We start from the raw sequence: 18812 nt of genomic DNA, 5'->3' as shown, positions 1-18812 counted from the left end.
CCCGGTTTAAAAACCTATCAAAAAAAGCATGGAAATCGAATCAAAAATCATTGCTTCTTTTTAGAGATTTGAAACACCAAACCAACACTCAAAAAAGTTTTAAACATTGATTATCAGTAATTTAATACTGTTTCATACAAAAACTTAAATTACTGATTACCAGCAAATAACATTTTAAACCCGTTTCACTGTTTCACTCTCAAAAAATGGAACACATCTGTTTTTAAAAAAAGAAGCGCCGGGCTTTTTTCAGTTTTTTTTCGGGAATCAAAAAATTGGGACACCCACTTTGTTACAATGATAACGATACATAAAGACATTGCTGCCGCAAGCCTCCCGGCTTATAGCCCGCTTACTAAGTATCAGATATGAAAGACATATTTGCACAGCGCTAAAACCCACACATTACAGTCATTTTGTTGCAATTAACAATAATTCATTAAACTGATGTACCTTATCATCGGCATAAAAAATTAAATTTGCAGCTGCAAACATTCATTCTTTTGGACAGAAAACTGATTATAGGAACCCGTGGCAGTGAATTGGCTTTATGGCAGGCCAATTTCGTTAAAGACAGCCTCGCTGCCATTAACATTATCGCCGAGTTAAAGATCATTAAAACCCAGGGCGACCGTATCCTGAACCTCAGCTTTGATAAGCTGGAGGGTAAGGGTTTCTTTACCAAAGAATTAGAAGAAGAATTAATTGCCGGCACCATTGATATTGCCGTGCACTCGCATAAGGACCTGCCAACTGAAAACCCTCCGGGACTTATCATCGCGGCAGTTTCAGAACGGGAAGACCCCGCCGAATTGTTGCTGATCCTGAAGGATTGCGTTGATGTGCACCAAAAGCTATCTGTTAAATACGGTGCTATTGTAGGCACCTCATCAAACCGCCGCAAGGCCCAGCTGCTTGCCCACCGTCCTGATCTTGAAATTGAAGATCTGCGCGGTAACGTACCAACCCGCATAGGTAAGCTGCGCGATGAAAAATATGATGCCATTATGCTGGCCAAAGCCGGTGTTACCCGTTTGGCTATTGACCTGAGCGAGTTTCATGTAGAAGAAATAACCCCGGTTGAACTGGTTCCTGCTCCTGCACAAGGCGCATTGGCTATCCAGATCCGCGAAACCGACCATGAACTTTTTGAAGCCCTGCAGGCACTGCACCATACTGATGTGGCCGAACAACTGGCTGTTGAACGTACTGTATTAAAATTATTTGGCGGTGGTTGCCACCTGCCATTAGGCTGTTACTGCCGTAAGGAAGACGGGCTTTTCCAGGTATTTACTTCTAAAGCTGAGGAAGGCGATCAATTTCCGGACAGGCTGTTTTTAGAAGCGCCAACTACCGAAGGCCTGGCCGAAAAGGTAGTTGCCAAATTTGCAAAAGGTCGTAAACACCCTGCAAGCGTATTTATTTCACGTGAGCTTGGAGAGCAAAGCTATTTCCGCAAAGCACTCGAAAAGCATGGCATCCAGATAGAAGACCGTTCACTGATCCGTACCGTTCCTGTGATCACCCGTTTTGACTCATATATATTAAAAAATATCGACTGGGTATTCTTCTCCAGCAAAAACGCCGTTGAATATTTTTTCCAGCTGAACCCGCAATTCCCTAAAAAAGTAAAATTTGGGGTAATGGGCAGCGGCAGTGAAGAAATGCTGCGCCGCAAAGGTCACTTCACCGATTATGTTGGCGAAGGCACCGATACTGCCGAAGTAGCTGAAGAATTTGCCAAACTGGCCAACGGTAAAATTGTACTGTTCCCAGGTGCCGAAAGCCCAATGAGGAGTATACAACAAGGCTTATCTGCCGATACAAAGATCATCGACCTGCCGGTTTATGAAACCGTACTTGAAGAAGATGTAGAGGCCAGCGGTGCCAATGTAATGGTATTCACCAGCCCATCAAACGTTGAGGCCTACTTTGCCGATAACCTGCTCGACCCATACCAAAAGGTAGTGGCCATAGGCAAATCAACCGGCAAAAAATTTGATGAAATGGGTGTAAAATACACGCTCCCCTACTCACCCGACGAAGTTGGGCTGGCAGAGGCAGTGTTTGGATTATAAAACGTTCATTGGTTCACTTGTTCATTGGTTCATTAGTATCGCTTTGATAAGCTTTGCAACTGAGAAAAGACCAATAAACTAATGAACCACTGAACTAATGAACTAAAAAATGTTACAACGACCAAGAAGGAACCGCAAAAGTGAAGTGATCCGCCAGATGGTGCAGGAAACGCATGTTAGTGCTGCTAACCTGATTTTTCCGCTGTTTATTATTGATGGCGTAAACCAGAAAAGCGAAGTGGCATCAATGCCGGGCATCTTCCGTTATTCTATCGATAACCTGCTGCGCGAAATTGAGAGCTGCCTTAAACTGGGCTTAAACTCTTTTGATCTGTTCCCAAATATTGCCGAAGAGCTGAAGGACAAATTTGCTACTGAAAGCTACCGCGATGAAAGTTTGTATCTGCGCGCTATCCGCGAAGTAAAGAAAAACTTTCCCGAGGCCTGCGTTATTACAGACGTAGCCATGGACCCTTACAGCAGTGACGGTCACGATGGCATTGTGGACAACGGCGTGATCCTGAACGATGAAACGCTCGATGTTTTAGGCAAAATGGCTTTAGCGCATGCGCAATCGGGTGCTGATATCATTGCCCCGTCGGATATGATGGACGGTCGAGTGGGATATATCCGCAATGTACTTGATGATAATGGTTTTACAAATGTGTCTATCATGTCGTACTCGGCTAAATATGCAAGCGCGTTTTATGGCCCGTTCAGGGATGCTTTAAACTCGGCGCCAAAGTTTGGTGATAAAAAAACTTACCAGATGAACCCCGCCAACCAGCGCGAAGCCCTGATTGAGGCCGAACTGGATGAACTGGAAGGAGCCGACTTTTTGATGGTGAAACCGGCCCTGCCCTACCTTGACGTTATTAAACTGATAAAAGATAATACCGAACTACCAGTTGCTGCCTACAACGTAAGCGGCGAATATGCCATGATCAAAGCCGCTATACAACGTGGCTGGTTAAACGAGCAACGTGCCATTGCCGAGGTGCTTACCAGCATCCGCCGTGCCGGTGCAACTGCTATTTTAACCTATCATGCCAAGGAGGTTTTGGAAAATAAGTGGCTTTGATAAAGCTAAAAGCCTCGCACTACCACCATGTCATTGCGAGGTACGAAGCAATCGCGAACTGTGCAGGGCAGACCTGCAAATTGGGAGTAGGAAGCTAAAAGCTTAAGGCAAAAAACCGAAAGCCCAATAAAACAAAAAAACACATTAAAGCTTTAAGCCTTTGGCTTTTTGCTTTACGCTAAAAAAACAGCTTTAAGCTCACAACAATGTTCGATTCAATAAAAAAGATGTTTTCAGCAGAGGATGAACCGGTAAATACTACGGGCAAGCCCGATATCAGTCGTGAAAAATCGGCCGAGTTGTATGCTAAGGCGCAAACGTTTTTCCCGGGTGGGGTTAACTCGCCGGTAAGGGCTTTCAAATCAGTTTATGGTACACCGCTATTCATTCAAAAAGGCGATGGCAGCCATATCTGGGATGCTGATGGTAACGAGTTTATCGACTACTGCTGCTCATGGGGCCCGCTTATCCTCGGCCACAACAATGCCAAGGTAAGGGAAAAAGTTATCGAGGTTATGCAAAATGGCATGAGCTTCGGCGCACCCACCGCATTGGAAAATGAGTTGGCCGAACTGATCCTGAAAAACAATAAGTTTATTGAAAAGATCCGTTTTGTAAGCTCCGGTACCGAAGCCGTAATGTCGGCTATCAGGTTGGCAAGAGGTTATACCAAACGCGATAAGATCCTGAAGTTTGAAGGCTGCTATCACGGTCATGCAGATGCCCTGCTGGTAAAAGCAGGTTCGGGCCTGGTTACCTTTGGCGAAACTTCATCGGCCGGCGTACCTAAATCGGTTGCCGACGAAACCATTGTAGTATCTCTGAACGATAAGGAAGCTTTAGCTAAAGCCTTTGAAGAGTTTAAAGATCAGATTGCCGCAGTGATCATCGAACCGGTGCCTGCCAATAACGGTCTGCTTTTACAGGAAAAAGAATACCTGCAATACCTCCGCGACATCTGTACTCAAAACGGCACCATGCTGATCTTTGATGAAGTGATCTCAGGTTTCCGTGTAGGCTTTGAAGGTGCTGCCGGTTACTACCAGATCAAACCTGACATCATTACTTACGGTAAAATTATAGGCGGCGGTATGCCGGTTGGTGCGTATGGTTCATCGGCAACCATAATGAGTAATATCTCGCCCGAGGGTTCGGTTTACCAGGCAGGTACCTTATCAGGTAACCCGGTTGCTATGGGTGCCGGTATTGCCCAGCTTAGCGAACTTTTACGCATGGGCTTTTATCGCGACCTGAACAATAAAACAGAAGAGTTCGTAGAAGCAATCCAGCGTTTCGCCACCGCCCGCAATTATAAATTTAAGGTGTTTGGCATAGGCTCCATATTTTGGTTTGCTTTTACAGATAAAGAGTATATTCGTAAAGCCGAAGATATTGATGCATCAAGCATGGAAAAATTCAAAAAATTCCACCGCGAGCTGCTGAACAGGGGCATTTATTTAGGTCCGTCGGGTTATGAGGTTGGCTTTATATCATCAGCCCATACCAAAACCGACCTGGAGAAAACAAAACGTGCTATATTTGATAGTTTAGATCTGGTGTTTAATTCTAAGTAGCCAGTTTGCAGTTGCCAGCGGGCAGTTTGCAGTTTAATATAAACACATTGCAAACTGACAAACTACTGCCAACTGAAAACTGATAACTGCCAACTGATATGAAAAAGTCATTTGTTATTTTTTATGCACTCATCACCTATGCCGTTGCCGAACTGGTATGGTGGGGCTATATGCTGGTTACGCTGCAACCGCGCCGTACCGGTATGATCCTGGGCGAAGGGGCTATGTTTGTTGCCGTATTTTTAATTGGCGCTATTAACCTGCACCGCTCGTTCAATAAAGAACGCCGCCTGCAGGAACAAAAAAAGAACTTCCTGCTTTCGGTAACGCATGAGCTGAAATCGCCGCTGGCATCTATCAAGATCCTGCTGCAAACCATTCAAAAAAGGCAGCTTACCAAAGAGCAGATCCTTGATTTTATTGATAAATCACTGAATGATGTGGAGCGTTTGGATGATATGGTGGAGAACATGCTGCTTGCATCCAAAATCGAGAACCGTTCATACAGTTTCCCTAAAGCCAGTTTTAACCTTTCGGTTTTGGTTGACAGCATAGTTAATCGCCTGCAGATCACTAAGTGCGACTGCAACCAGCAGATCATCGATGCCGAGATTGAGCCAAAGGTGGAGATAGTTGGCGATAAGTTTGCCCTTACATCGGTAGTGACCAACTTGATTGAGAACGCTGTAAAATATTCGAGCCCCTGCTCATCGGTTGGGGTAAAGCTATTCTCAAAAGACGATAAAGTTTATTTACAGGTAGCCGATCATGGCATCGGCATTGCCGACGAGGAAAAGACCCGCATTTTTGAGCGCTTTTACCGCGTAGGCAGCGAAGAAACCCGTAACACCAAAGGCACCGGATTGGGCCTTTACATTGTTAAGGAGGTGTTGGATAAACACCAGGCCAGCATCAGGGTTAAAGATAACCGCCCGGCTGGCAGTATTTTTGAAGTTACATTTGGATTAACCTAAATTAAGACATGAATATGCCAAACAAAAAAAGAATTTTATTGGCCGAAGACGAAGAGCATTTGTTAGAAGCAATTAAGCTTAACCTTGAGCTGGAAGGCTACAAGGTTTCTCCGGCTAAAAACGGCAAAAAAGCTTTACAGCTGTTTAAGGAAGAACGCTTTAACCTGGTGATATTGGACGTAATGATGCCCGAAATTGACGGCTTTGTTGTTGCCGAAACCATCAGGCTTGAAAATACCGAAGTACCTATCATGTTCCTTACGGCCAAAAACACTAATGAGGATAAAATCTCAGGCTTAAAAAAGGGTGCTGATGATTACCTTACCAAACCGTTTAATCTTGAAGAACTTATTTTAAGGGTAAACAACCTGGTAAAACGCAGTCTGAAAGGTGAAGACCTAAAGGAGTTTAACAGCTACAAAATAGGCGATAAAACTATCCACTTTAACTCGTTTGAACTGGTTAATGAAGATGGTTCCATTACCGCGCTTACCAAAAAGGAAACCATGCTGCTTAAATTGCTAATAGAGCGCCGTAACGATGCCGTATCGCGCGAGCAGATCCTGGAAACCGTTTGGAACTATGACGTTTACCCGTCAACCCGTACTATCGATAACTTCATCCTAACCTTCCGTAAGTATTTTGAACCAGATCCTAAAAACCCGGTTTATTTTCACTCTATCCGTGGTGTAGGCTATAAATTTACCGATAACCAGCATTAATGTTCAGTAACAGGACACGTATATTCATTGCGTTTATTTTTCTGCTGTCGTTAGGTGTACTGGTGTATTTCCGTATTTATGAGCTCGCAGCAGTAGCAATAATGATGATCATCCTGCTCATCTGGGATTATTTCAGGCAGGGCACGTTAGTTGTAGCATCCAAACATTTCCATGTAAAGGATTATGATAAAACCGCTGCCTCGTTAAACGAGATCATGAAACCCGAGTGGCTCAGCAAAAACCGCCGGGGATATTATGAATTTATATACGGCGGCTTATGCCTGCAAATGCAGGATTTTGAAGGGGCAGAAATGCACTATGAAATAGCGGCACAATATCCCTTACGGTCGGTTAATGATCATGTAGCCGCATTGGTTAGCGTGGCCAATATCAGTATCAGGCGCGGTAATTTTGAAAAAGCCAAAGCCTACCTGCAATTAACCGAGCAGCACAAGGAAAAAATAACTGCCAAAATGAGGGAAGTGATCAACCGCCTTCAGCAGGAGTTAAGGAAAGATACAAGACAATAAGGAGTAAGAATCAAGACAGCAAGAGTCAGGATTCAAGAAAATAAGAAAAGAGAGGCAAGACGGCAAGAGTCAAGAAACAAGATAAGGAAAGGAAAACTTTTCTTCTTGCATCTTGACTCTTGATTTCTTGCTTCTAACATAAAATATGAGAGATTCGTTATTAATAAAAGCGGCATTTTCGGAGCAAACAGAACGCCCACCGGTTTGGATGATGAGGCAGGCGGGCCGCTTTATGAAAGAGTATTGGGACATTAAAAACAAATACTCGTTCCTTGAAATGTGTAAAACACCGGAGATAGCTGCCGATGTTACCATGTTGCCTGTCGACTTGTTAGGTATCGACGGCGCTATCCTATTTTCAGATATCCTGGTAACCGGCGAAGCTATGGGCGGCGACCTGAGCTTTAATGCAGGTGTTGGTCCGCTGTTTGCCAATCCGGTACGCACGCAGGCAGATATTGATGCATTACAAACTGATGTATTGGATAAACTGCAATACGTTGGTGATGCCATCAAAGTAATTCAGCAACGTCTTGCCGGCCGCATCCCGCTGATAGGTTTTGCAGGTGCGCCGTTCACGGTAATGAGCTACCTGGTGGAAGGCGGATCATCAAAAGATTTCAAGCGTACCAAACTGATGCTGCACAATGAGCCCGAAATGGCCCATCAGCTGTTATCAAAAATAGCTACTGTTACAGCAGATTATCTGAACATGCAGATTGCAGCCGGTGTAAACGCTGTACAGATCTTCGATAGCTGGGCGCAGGCTTTGGCGTGGGATGATTATAAAGAATTTAGTCACCGTTATATTGCCGAGATCATCAGCAAACTGAACCGTAAAGATATCCCGGTGATCTCTTTCTGTAAAGGCAGCTCGGTTTTCGCGCCGCTGATGGCAGAAGCTAAGCCGGATGTGATTTCGATAGACTGGAATGTTGATTTGCTTGACATCAAGAAACGTTTACCGGCAGGTATAGCGGTACAGGGTAACCTTGATCCGCATATCCTTTATGCCGATAAAAAAGTAATTAAAGAACGCATCTACCGTTTGTTCGACCGTATGAAAGGCGAAAACGGCTTCATCTTTAACCTGGGTCATGGCATTATGCCTGATATCCCGTTTGATAATGTGAAGTACGCGGTAGAAGTCATAAAAGAATACAGGAACTAAAAAACAGTATGTCATTGCGAGGAACGAAGCAATCGCGGACTATGCAGATCGATCTGTAAAGTTTGCGACTGCTTCGTTCTTCGCAATGACATGAACTTACGGCATGTACCAATACGTTCTCGCCATACACATCATTTTTGTAGTCTGCTGGATGGCGGGGCTGTTTTATATTGTGCGCTTATTTATCTATCACACCGAAGCGCAGGATAAACCCGAACCGGAACGTACCATACTCTCCAAACAATTCGAGATTATGGAGAGCAGGTTATGGAATGTAATAGCCAAACCATCCATGCTGCTTACCATACTGGCAGGCTGCACCATGTTGTACTTAAGCCCTGTATGGTTAAAAATGCCCTGGCTGCATATCAAATTAGCTTTTGTATTTGGCCTGGTGGGCTATCATCACATTTGCGAATCCAAAATCAAGCAAATGCGCAAAGGCGTTTTCAAATGGACTTCCAGCCAATTACGCCTCTGGAATGAGCTGGCTACTATTTTTCTTTTCGCCATTGTTTTTCTTGCTGTAAAAAAGGATGCTTTGAGCTGGGTATTCGGTGTGGTTGGGATAGTTTCTTTGGGGGTGATCCTAATGATTGCCGTGAAGATCTACAAGCGGTATAGGGAGAAGAAGTAGGCAATCGTTATCTATTGAAAAGCCTCATCATCCAATTTTATTTCCCCCTCCAATTCCAACAGTTTCTTTTGATTTTCTAAAATCGCAGATATATCTAATTCACGATCTTCTCTTTGATCTCTTTGCCATTGCACTGGATCACCAAATGAAGATTCAGATGTAGCCCTGAAGTTCAAAATCCGCTCTTTGAGCGCTTCGCGGTTTATACTCGCAGTTTCCGTATCTTTTTCCTCTATAATAACATTAAGCTCTTTTGCTAACGCAATGATTTTTGCGATACTTTCTTTATTATCAGATTTCAGGATCAATTCCATGATTTTTTAGCTATTGGCGTTACTCAAAAATACAATAAATCAGAACTGTTAACAACTCAGATAAAGAAGGCACTCTCAAAACTAACCATCGACACGAGGCACCTACGGAGCCACTTTCCAATTAACTACTTGCTATAAACACGATACTCCTAACGGAGTTTTGAAATTGCAATTTAATACCCCGGCGGGGTAACGTGTTTATAGAAAAGATTAAATCAATTTTAAGGGCTCCGGAGGTGCCTCGTACTTTAAAAGCTATTCCCTATTTTACATGCTGTTCACCGGATAAACTATTTATTAAATTATTTACATCCCCATGCAACCATTTACATCACTATACCATCTTACTTATAAATGATGTTTTTGGAACCTAAATATACCATTCACCAATTGATAGACCGCTGCCGGGCAGGCGAGCGGAAGGCACAGGAACTGCTTTATAAAGAGTTCGCCTCAAAAATGCTGGGGGTGTGTATGCGCTACGCCACCGACCGCATGGAGGCCGAAGATATGTTGCAGAATGGATTTATAAGGGTTTTCAAAAAAATGGATGATTACCGGGGCGACGGATCATTCGAGGGCTGGGTTAGGCGCATTATGGTGCACAGTTCAATCGAATATTACCGCAAGCATCATAAAATGATGCAGATGGTGGAGATTGACGAAGCCGGACATGAACCATCGGTTAACCCGATAGCTGCGGCCAACCTGGATGCCAAAGTGCTGATGGGCATGATACAACAATTAGCACCGGGTTACCGGATAGTGTTTAACCTTTATGCGCTGGAAGGTTACTCGCATAAAGAGATTGCGGAGATAGTAGGCATTACCGAGGGTGCCTCTAAATCGCAGCTATCAAGGGCACGTACAATTTTGAAAGAACAAATTGCTAAAATGGAGGGCAAAAGTTATGGATATGCAGGATAAGGAACTGGACAAGCTGTTTCAACAAAAGCTTGATGACCTGGAGATACAGCCATCCGCCGGTGTATGGCAGGGAATCAGCTCCGAACTAAAAGCGGATAAGCGCAAAAGAACATTATTGCCTTTGCTGAGCGCGGCAGCGGGAATTATACTGCTGATAACAGCCGGCATCCTGTTTATTCCCAAACAACCGGTTAAGAATAATGGCCAGCATCATTCAACCGAGATAGTTAAAACGCATGAAACGGTAAAACCGCCCGTTACAGTTAAAATTGAGCCCGTGGTACCTCCGGCCCCGGCTCAAAACAAAGTGCCTGCAAATCCGGTTATAGCTCATGTTAACAATATTGCGCACGTTAATAAAACCAAACCCAATTTGACTCCATCTGTACAACAGCCTGTAGTTACTGCCCAACCACCTGCAGCTGCCCATGCAGATGAACCCTTATTGGCAAATGCCCCCGCCGTAGATTATCATGTTGTTAAAACCGATGCCCCGGATACAGCGACAAGGATCAGCCCAAAATCAACAATTATTAACAGCGAAAAAGCTCAGCCTGTATTGATAGCTCAAACACCTGCCCAATCAGCCCCGGCAACTTCCAGGCCTGTTAAAAAACACCGTATCCGCAGCCTTGGTGATGTATTTAATGTAGTGATAGCCGCAGTTGACAAACGTAAAGACAAAGTGATTGAATTTAGCAATACCGACGAAGACGACGCCACCATTACAGGCTTGAACCTGGGCTTTATTAAAGTTAAAAAAGAGAAAGACAAATAATATTTTAGCAAACGATAGATATACCACAACAATATGAAACGCCTTATTTTTACCATCATCATATGCTTTGCCGCGGGCTTTGTTTTTGCTCAAAGCACACCTGCCGATTCTGCACAAAATACGTCAGACACTACAACTCATAAAAAGCACGTTAAGGTAAAACTTGGCTTTGGCGATGATGTAACACAGGTCAATATCAACAATGATGAGCCTGATACTGCATATCACGCGCATAAAGCTCCGGGCTTTTCGTTTGGAGTTACTTTTTCAAGGATCGATCTCGGCTTTGCTACTTTGATTGATAACGGCAGCTTTACCTTGTCGAACAAGAACAAGTTCCTGAGCTACCGCCAGTGGAAAACAAGCAATTTTGGTTTTGATGTGCTGCAATTTGGCTACCGCTTTAACAGCGCCTTTAAAATTTATGTATCCGGCGGTTTCGATTGGACACATATCCGGCTGCGTAATGATATCACGATACAACGCAACGCACCGGTGTTAACTTATACACAAGACAGCATTCACTATAGTAAAAACCGCTTCTCATCAACCTACCTCCGCATCCCTCTATCGTTTTATTACCGAAGCCATGAAGACGACCGCGGAAATTATTTCAGGCTGGTTGCCGGTCCGGAGATTGGGATCTTGCTTAACGGCCGTGTAAAACAGATCAGCGAAGAAAACGGCAAACAGAAATTCAACGACGATTACCACTTTGCCAAACTTCGTAAAGGCGTATTTGTGCGCATGGGCTATGGCATCATGGGCCTTTACGCCAAATACTACTTCAACGATATGTTTGAGAACAGCCCCGATCAAAAAGGTCTGAGAAACTTCTCGTTTGGATTGACTTTTGGCTTTTAAGTAGCTGAACCATGATTCTGAACCATGATTTGCCTGATTTAAGGATTACAGGATAGAGCAGGTTATCCATCTATCATGGCAATCCCGGAATCCTAAAAATCATGGTTCAGAATCATGGTTCAAACGTTTATCTTTGCCCCTGATGTCAGAGATTCCTTTTTTGCAGGCGGTTGCAGTAAGTAAAATATACCCGGGGAAACAACAAGCCGGTGTAAAAAAAACCGGACTGATCATTGAGCCGGGCAAGATCACAGCTATAATTGGTGAAAGCGGGAGCGGTAAAAGCACTTTACTCCGGTTGTTATATGGTCTGCTTTCTCCCGATGAAGGTACGGTTTACTTTAAAGGCGAACGCATTTGGGGACCTGAAGAAAAACTGATCCCAGGCCATGATGCCATGAAAATGGTGACACAGCATACCGACGATCTTAACCTGTTTGCCAAGGTTTGGGATAACGTAGCAGCCATGCTTCCCGCAACCAACCTCAAAGCCAAACAAGAAAAAACCGAAAGGGTACTTAAGCAGTTGAACATGCTTGCCATGGCCGATAAGCGTGTGGCCGACCTGAGCGGAGGCGAAAAGCAACGCGTAGCCATTGCCCGTGCTATCATTACCCATCCGCAGGTATTACTGCTCGACGAACCGTTTAACCAGGTAGATACTTCGTTCAGGGAAGGTTTACAGCATGATATCAGGCAGATAGTTAAAGAAACCGGTTTAACAGTGATCATGGTATCCCATGACCCTGCCGAAGTACTTTCCATGGCCGATGAACTCATCGTACTTAACAAAGGCGAAATAGTGGAACACGGATCACCTAAATCATTATACAAACACCCTAAATATCTTTATACAGCCCAGCTTTTGAGCAATTGCAATGTACTCACCGCTCATGAAGCCCACCTTTGCGGTATTGAGATCTCAAAGGAATATGCAGTTATTTATCCCGAGCAGGTCAAAATCAAACTGATTGCCGCGGTAAAACACTGGGTTGTTAAGCAGGTACTGTTTAAAGGTTTTTATGAGGATCTAATCCTCGAGCACGGTGGTATTATTCTCCGGGTATTGAGTGAAGAGACGGGGAAGTATGTTGAGGGAGATTTTGTGGCCGTGAGGGTGGAGAAGTATCTGGAGTATTAATAGAAATTCGTTACCAAACTTCCGATCAAGGGTAGCAATAGGATTTAGTTGTACATAATATCATCGGCCCGCTCAATCGCCGCAGGTTGGCTGTTACTTTTGTCTTGACACAAAAGTAACCAAAAAGTCAAGTCAGCAGATAGGCTTCTTTGCGCTCAAGGCCTTTGCCCTGCAAACCGGGCAGAACCACGGGCTGCAATTATTTTGCCCCGCTGCGCTCGCACATTCCCGATGCTTCTGCAAAAACTTGCTATGCCCTTTCCTGCGCGCAAGGCCACCATTGTTCTGCCCGCTTTCGCCCGAAGCTTACCTGCTGACGGGGACAGAAAAAGAATTTCCTCCAAAAAACAAACCGGCGCCATACCTCGCGTTGGCAACCGGTTTCTTAAACGTATATTTAAAAAAGGTCTTAATTCCTTAAATTGAGGCTTAGCATTACCAGGTTTTTATTTTCGATATAGGCGGTGCGTTCGTTCAGCCTGTCCAGGATCTGATCAAGGGCCAGGCGGGTCTTTTTCTTTTTGATATTGAGTTTGCTGTAAACCGTTTCCTCGTATATCAACTTATTGTTATCGTTATAAAACTTAACAGTTTGCACACGTGGCAGATTAACGTTGTGTTCAACCACCCAAAAACCGCGTGCGTTTGCTATTTTATTCTGAGCCTGCACTGCAGCTGCTGCAAATGCCAGGATACAAATTGTGATAATTAACTTTTTCATGGCGTTATTTTTAATTTATAAACTAAAACTAACAGCATATTAAACAGGATGAAAACAACATAGGCACACTACCTCCCAGTTACGACGAACAGCATTATAATGCGATGAACAAACTTTTAATTGCAAAAAGCCATCGGAACAGCCTCCTGCTTGCAGTTCGTCATCAAATGATTGCAGTTTGTCGCAATTCATCTTAAAGGCAATTCAATTAAACTGTTTTGCAGTAAATTAGCTATATGAATAATGGTTTCGATCTGATGCTCAATAATGTTAAGCTGCCACGTTTCTGGCAGCACGTGATATTTTGGGTGATCGTATCGTTTTTCATCACAACACTCTATTCGTTCCAAACCAATTTTTGGGTTTCGTTTCGCAATAACCTTTTGTACATGCCCATTCAAATTGCTTACTACTATGCCATTGCCTATTGGCTGGTGCCCAGGTATGTTTTTGAAAAACGGTACATAATGTTCTTCCTGATGCTGATACCGCTTGTTTTTGCTTGTATGTTCATAAGCCGTACAATCGGGATCTTTTTTGTTGCCCCTTACCTGATCCGGGTGATGCATGTAACCGATGTGGATTATATAGCCTCTACCCATCGCCCGTTTCCTGAGCAGTTAATGGACGGACAAAGCCTGGTAAACTCGTTCAAGGGGACCAACCTGTTCACGGGTTTTGTTTTGGCTATCAAACTGTTTAAAATGTGGTACGAGCGTAAACAAGCGGCCCTTGAAGCCGAACTTAATGCACTGAAAGCCCAGGTACATCCGCATTTTTTATTTAATACGCTTAACAACCTTTACTCTTTGAGTCTTAACAATTCGCCAAAATCGCCGCAGGCTATTATCGGCTTGTCGGACCTGTTACGGTATATGCTTTATGAATGCTCGGATAATGAAGTGTCTTTAGAAAAAGAAGTGTTTATGATGCAGCAGTATGTAAAGCTCGAAAAACTCCGTTATGAAGAGCGCATTGATATCAATTTTACCATCACCGGTAATTTAAAAGATAAAACCATAGCGCCCCTGCTGATACTTCCTTTTATCGAAAACGCTTTTAAACACGGCACCAGCGAACAGGTTAGCGCTACCTGGATCAACATTGATATCAGCGTTACGCTGAACCATTTTAAACTAAAAGTGGCCAACAGCAAACCCGAACATCCGGTTGAGGCAGGTAATACGCCGGGGCACATCGGACTAAAAAATGTAACTAAAAGACTGAACCTGCTTTACCCTCATTCTTCACGCCTGAAGATCGTAAATGAAGAGGATACCTTTTTCGTTGCGCTTGATCTCGACCTGAAAACTGTAAAACAACCTGTAACTTCCAAAATGGTAACCGCATGAAAATCCGCACCCTCATAGTTGACGATGAACCGCATGCCATTGAGGTACTGAAAAATTACCTCGAGCGTTTCAGTGAAATGGAGGTTACCGCTACCTGTACCGACGGCATCCAGGCTTTCAGGCTATTGCAGCAAAAACCTATCGACCTGATGTTTCTTGATATCCAGATGCCGGGAATAAAAGGCACCGATCTGCTAAAAAGTCTCAAGAATCCACCTAAAGTAATTTTCACTACAGCTCACAGCGAATATGCGCTTGATGGCTTTGAGCTGAACGCGGTTGATTATCTGTTGAAACCAATCTCTTTCGAGCGTTTTTTGCGGGCTGTTGATAAGATCTATCAATTGAACGAGCATAAAGGCAAACCTGTTATTACCCATGAAGAGCCTGTAAGTGATACGCATACGTTCATTTATTTAAAGGTTGATCGCAAAACCATCAAGGTGAATATTAATGACATTTTATGGATAGAAAGCCTGCGCGATTATGTGAAAGTAGTGGCCGTAAATAACCAGGTCCACATCACCCGTCAAAAGATCAGCCTGTTGGAAGAAATGCTTCCCGAGAGCAAGTTCGTACGCATTCACCGGTCGTTTATAGTTTCGTTAAACAAAATAGATTCTTTCTATGCCTACAGCATGGACGTTGCCGGGCATGAACTGCCTATTGGTCGTAATTATAAACAGGATGTGCAGAAAAAGTTAAAGAATGAGCGGTTGCAGATGGGGTGATGGTTTAAAGTTTAGTTTAATCTGTGGCCGATGTTTTTACTACAGGCTTAAGGAAAAATAAAATCTCCACCCCCGTCATTGCGAGGAACGAAGCAATCCCTAACTATACAGAGAAACCTGCATAGCCGCTCTACTAATCGGGGATTGCTTCGTGCCTCGCAATGACGCTTTTTAACTGCTAATCTCAGCTTATCCACCAATCATTCACCAAATTCAATTCATCTTTTGCGCGGGTAACGGCGGTGTACCACCATTTGCAAAGTTCATAGTAGGATGCGCCGTACATGCTTTTATCTAAAAACAGGTAAACATTGTCCCACTCCCCTCCCTGTGCTTTATGACAGGTAACTGCATAACCGTACGAAACTTTAAGGCAATTGAGATAAGGATCTTCGCGCATGGCTTCTTTATATGGTTCACTCTTTTGATCAAATCCTTTTGCCTTCATCTGGTTATTAAAATCAATTATCAGCGCTTTGGCCTGTTCGTTGGTGAGGTTACCCTTTAAACTTTCAAGCGCATCTAACGAAAGCAGCATCTTAAATTCCTTCCCGGAGGCAAGCGCGGTAACCAACACTTTTTGAAATTTCATATCAAGCTTTTGTTCTACCTCTTCAAGCTCATTCACAATCACAAAATCACCATTAGTTAACGGCACCGAATAATTATTTTGTGTCACCAGCAGCACATCGCCAACCTGTAAAGGCACATATCCCGAACCAAAAAGCTCGCGGCGCATATCGCGGTTTATCATTTGTACTTTTTTGTTGCTCCGTGCTATAGCGAGGCAGCTATTGGGGCCTGCTGCTTTATAGTTAGCGGCATACAGGCTAAACATAGCATCATCAGTAATGTGCAGCTTTACATTGTTAAGGTTTGATGCCGGGATCTTAGGAAACTTGATGCGTTCCCGGCTCTCGGTCATGGCGCGGATAGCTCCTGCTAAAACCAATATATCGTTATCATCTTTATTGCGCTCTATCTTTGAAAGCTTAACCGATACCGGAAAACGCTGTTGCTTGGCCAGCCAATCGGTGTCTAACGCCGGACTAAACGTTTGCCCTACAGGCGGCAGCTGGCAAGGATCGCCAACAAAAATGATCTTGCTTTTATTGGCTACCTGAAAAAAATCCTCCAACAGGACCCCCGAACCAAAAACGGCAATATTATTCCCCTCGGTAGCTGCCCCGGAAAGCATCGACGCCTCATCAACAATATAAATGGTAGTTTCACTATCTGCCGGACGGGTTAAAAATTGCATGGTCATTTGTCCGGCGATACCCGGCCCAGAGCTTTCGGCCAGTGTTTCTTCGTCAAGACCATCTATCTTATCAAAGTGATATAGTTCACCATGAACTGTTGAGGCGGAGAAACCTGTTTTTCCTCTCAGAACCGTAGCAGCTCTGCCCGTTGCCGCCAGCATGCAAAACTTCTTTTCCTTTTCCTTCAGCCATTGCGCAATGTGCTGCATCAAAAAGGTTTTACCTGTACCGGCATAACCCTTCAGCACAAAAACATCGGCAGCGGGATGATCAAGAAATTTTTGGATTGCCTTGAATGCAGCTTTTTGATGTGTATTTAAAGTAACAGGCACAGAGATTCCTTTTAATTAACAGGCGTAAAACCGGCAAACATATCCCCGGCCTCCTTCAAAGTATTCAGCGGAACGTAATCACATACCTCAGCATATTCAACCCACATTTGTTGCACGGCTTTGTTACTATGCGCATTCGCAATGGCTTCTGTACTTAGCCATTCAAAAACCTCTATAATAGTGCCGTCAATAGCTTCCATGATGATGGATTCGCGGTCGGTTACCAGTCCTTCTTGTTTCAGGCGCGGCAAATGCGTTTTCATCAATTGTTTTAGTGCTTCCTCCTTGCCTGGTTTGGGTTTATAGGCAACAATTACAATCTGTCCCATAGGTTTCAGTTTATTGTGGATGCAATTTACGAAAAAACTATAAAGCCCGTTTTGAAAAACAATTCTACAAGCGTGCTGAGAACAAAATTGTCATTTCGAACGAGGTACGAGGAGAAATCTTTTACGATATGCAATGTGGACAGTGTATATAGCGATGTTGGGCGCATAAGATTTCTCTTTCGCCCTCTTGCACAAACCGTCCTCAGCTCAGTCGAAATGACAATTTTAGAAAATGAAACCTTTACTCCCCTTCCGGAAAATCAGCACCTATGGTAGTTGCTTCCCAGGTATCATAATCTTTTTGCAACTCCTGTAGTTTATTACGTGCGCCTTTTAAAGCGGCTTTACCTAATAACAAACGTAACGGTGGGTTTTCGGCTTCAACTGCATCAACTATGGCTTTAGCCGCGCGTTCCGGGTCGCCGGGTTGTTTGCCGCTGTAACCGCGGATGTTATTTTTGTTGGTGCCTGCGGTTTCTTTGTAATCGTCAATAATGGTCTTGCTGTTATTAGCCGAACGACCAGCCCAATCGGTACGGAAACCACTTGGGGCAATCACCGTAACCTTAATGCCCAAATGTTTGGTTTCTTTAGATAGCGCTTCAGAATAACCGTCGACAGCAAATTTAGTTGCATTATAAAAACCTACTGCGGGGAAAGCTACCAGTCCGCCGATAGAGGCAACGTTAACCACATGCCCGCTTTTTTGTGCACGCATAATTGGCAAAACGGCTTTAGTCACATTTGCAAGACCAAAAAAGTTGATCTCGAACATACGCCTTACTTCATCTTCTTCGCTCTCTTCAATGGCGCCAAAATAACCGATCCCGGCATTGTTCACCAGCACATCAATGGTACCGAATTTCTTGGTTACCGTTTCAACTGCTGATTTGATCTCATCAGCTTTTGTTACATCAAGCTTTAGCGCCACCGCTGTTTCCGGATAAGCTTCAACAATGTCTTTTACATCATCCGTATTACGGGAAGCAACACCAGCCTGATAGCCTGATTGTAAAACAAGCTTTGCCAGCTCCCTGCCGAAACCGGTTGAGCAGCCGGTTATTAACCATACTTTGTTTTTCATGATAGTTTGTGTTTGATCATGTAAATTAACGGTGTAGTACGTAATTGTTTGTCAGTTGAACTTCATTGTTACATAAAGCCATTCTAATCCTCTTCCAAAGGGAGAATAGTAAACCATCTCATTGCGAGGAGCGAAATGGAAATGAGCCCGGATACGACGCGGCAATCGCATGCTTTACAGAGCGGCCCTGCCTCCGTGCGATTGCTTCGT

General features: G+C 43.9%; 19 protein-coding genes. 14 read left to right on the top strand and 5 right to left on the bottom strand.

The genetic code is table 11. The annotated features are described in order from the left end of the window. The first annotated feature begins 503 nt into the window (after positions 1-503). The 8 genes from hemC to AC1DUD_RS02470 all read left to right on the top strand — a co-directional run bounded on the left by hemC (position 504) and on the right by AC1DUD_RS02470 (position 8767). Positions 504-2078, top strand: a complete 1575-nt coding sequence (hemC, locus tag AC1DUD_RS02505; RefSeq protein WP_477371183.1) for a hydroxymethylbilane synthase — start codon at positions 504-506, stop codon at positions 2076-2078. 109 nt (positions 2079-2187) lie between these two features. Continuing rightward, a complete protein-coding gene (hemB, locus tag AC1DUD_RS02500; RefSeq protein ID WP_477371180.1) occupies positions 2188-3159 on the top strand; it encodes a porphobilinogen synthase in 972 nt (323 codons plus the stop codon). Positions 3160-3365: 206 nt separating this feature from the next. After that, the gene (gene hemL / locus AC1DUD_RS02495; protein WP_477371177.1) at positions 3366-4733 is read left to right on the top strand and encodes a glutamate-1-semialdehyde 2,1-aminomutase; all 1368 of its coding nucleotides are present in this window, start codon (positions 3366-3368) and stop codon (positions 4731-4733) included. Positions 4734-4831: 98 nt separating this feature from the next. Continuing rightward, entirely contained in the window at positions 4832-5707 is an 876-nt protein-coding gene (locus AC1DUD_RS02490) for a sensor histidine kinase (protein ID WP_477371174.1), read from the top strand. 14 nt (positions 5708-5721) lie between these two features. Then, complete coding sequence (locus tag AC1DUD_RS02485; RefSeq protein WP_091166941.1) at positions 5722-6429, top strand: response regulator transcription factor; 708 nt, start codon at positions 5722-5724, stop codon at positions 6427-6429. After that, positions 6429-6959, top strand: coding sequence for a hypothetical protein (locus AC1DUD_RS02480; RefSeq protein WP_477371169.1), 531 nt, complete (start codon positions 6429-6431; stop codon positions 6957-6959). Before AC1DUD_RS02485 ends, AC1DUD_RS02480 begins: the two co-directional genes overlap by 1 nt. A 145-nt stretch (positions 6960-7104) precedes the next feature. After that, positions 7105-8130 (top strand): uroporphyrinogen decarboxylase, encoded by a 1026-nt coding sequence (gene hemE / locus AC1DUD_RS02475; protein ID WP_243482517.1) that lies wholly within the window; start codon positions 7105-7107, stop codon positions 8128-8130. A 103-nt stretch (positions 8131-8233) separates the two neighbouring features. Continuing rightward, the gene (locus tag AC1DUD_RS02470) at positions 8234-8767 is read left to right on the top strand and encodes a CopD family protein (protein ID WP_477371165.1); all 534 of its coding nucleotides are present in this window, start codon (positions 8234-8236) and stop codon (positions 8765-8767) included. 11 nt (positions 8768-8778) lie between these two features. Here AC1DUD_RS02470 and AC1DUD_RS02465 read toward each other — a convergent pair whose 3' ends face one another. Then, entirely contained in the window at positions 8779-9081 is a 303-nt protein-coding gene (locus AC1DUD_RS02465; RefSeq protein ID WP_477371162.1) for a hypothetical protein, read from the bottom strand. A gap of 357 nt (positions 9082-9438) precedes the next feature. On the opposite strand from AC1DUD_RS02465, the gene AC1DUD_RS02460 reads away from it, so the two are divergent. From AC1DUD_RS02460 to AC1DUD_RS02445, 4 genes are all read left to right on the top strand, one after another. Further along, positions 9439-10008, top strand: a complete 570-nt coding sequence (locus tag AC1DUD_RS02460) for an RNA polymerase sigma factor (RefSeq protein ID WP_477371799.1) — start codon at positions 9439-9441, stop codon at positions 10006-10008. Next, positions 9992-10786, top strand: coding sequence for a hypothetical protein (locus AC1DUD_RS02455; RefSeq protein ID WP_477371159.1), 795 nt, complete (start codon positions 9992-9994; stop codon positions 10784-10786). The genes AC1DUD_RS02460 and AC1DUD_RS02455 overlap by 17 nt, the downstream gene beginning before the upstream one ends. Positions 10787-10819: 33 nt before the next feature. After that, on the top strand, positions 10820-11650 hold the full coding sequence (locus AC1DUD_RS02450) for an outer membrane beta-barrel protein (RefSeq protein WP_477371156.1): 831 nt from the start codon (positions 10820-10822) through the stop codon (positions 11648-11650). A 142-nt stretch (positions 11651-11792) separates the two neighbouring features. Next, positions 11793-12791, top strand: coding sequence for an ABC transporter ATP-binding protein (locus AC1DUD_RS02445; protein WP_477371153.1), 999 nt, complete (start codon positions 11793-11795; stop codon positions 12789-12791). 409 nt (positions 12792-13200) lie between these two features. Here AC1DUD_RS02445 and AC1DUD_RS02440 read toward each other — a convergent pair whose 3' ends face one another. Beyond that, positions 13201-13512, bottom strand: coding sequence for a hypothetical protein (locus AC1DUD_RS02440; protein ID WP_477371150.1), 312 nt, complete (start codon positions 13510-13512; stop codon positions 13201-13203). 236 nt (positions 13513-13748) lie between these two features. On the opposite strand from AC1DUD_RS02440, the gene AC1DUD_RS02435 reads away from it, so the two are divergent. Both AC1DUD_RS02435 and AC1DUD_RS02430 read left to right on the top strand, forming a co-directional pair. Then, positions 13749-14864, top strand: a complete 1116-nt coding sequence (locus tag AC1DUD_RS02435) for a sensor histidine kinase (protein WP_477371147.1) — start codon at positions 13749-13751, stop codon at positions 14862-14864. Next, positions 14861-15595, top strand: coding sequence for a LytR/AlgR family response regulator transcription factor (locus tag AC1DUD_RS02430; RefSeq protein WP_477371144.1), 735 nt, complete (start codon positions 14861-14863; stop codon positions 15593-15595). The genes AC1DUD_RS02435 and AC1DUD_RS02430 overlap by 4 nt, the downstream gene beginning before the upstream one ends. A gap of 184 nt (positions 15596-15779) precedes the next feature. Here the strand turns inward: AC1DUD_RS02430 and AC1DUD_RS02425 are convergent, their stop codons facing one another. The 3 genes from AC1DUD_RS02425 to AC1DUD_RS02415 all read right to left on the bottom strand — a co-directional run bounded on the left by AC1DUD_RS02425 (position 15780) and on the right by AC1DUD_RS02415 (position 18602). Beyond that, the gene (locus AC1DUD_RS02425) at positions 15780-17189 is read right to left on the bottom strand and encodes an ATP-dependent DNA helicase (protein ID WP_477371141.1); all 1410 of its coding nucleotides are present in this window, start codon (positions 17187-17189) and stop codon (positions 15780-15782) included. A gap of 11 nt (positions 17190-17200) precedes the next feature. After that, entirely contained in the window at positions 17201-17518 is a 318-nt protein-coding gene (locus AC1DUD_RS02420) for a hypothetical protein (protein WP_477371138.1), read from the bottom strand. A 241-nt stretch (positions 17519-17759) separates the two neighbouring features. Next, positions 17760-18602: an oxidoreductase gene (locus AC1DUD_RS02415; RefSeq protein WP_477371135.1), complete on the bottom strand. Its 843-nt coding sequence runs from the start codon at positions 18600-18602 to the stop codon at positions 17760-17762. Between the last annotated feature and the right edge of the window lie 210 nt (positions 18603-18812).

Source organism: Mucilaginibacter sp. P4_A11 (assembly GCF_056402535.1).
This window is presented reverse-complemented; position numbering and strand designations above follow the sequence as displayed.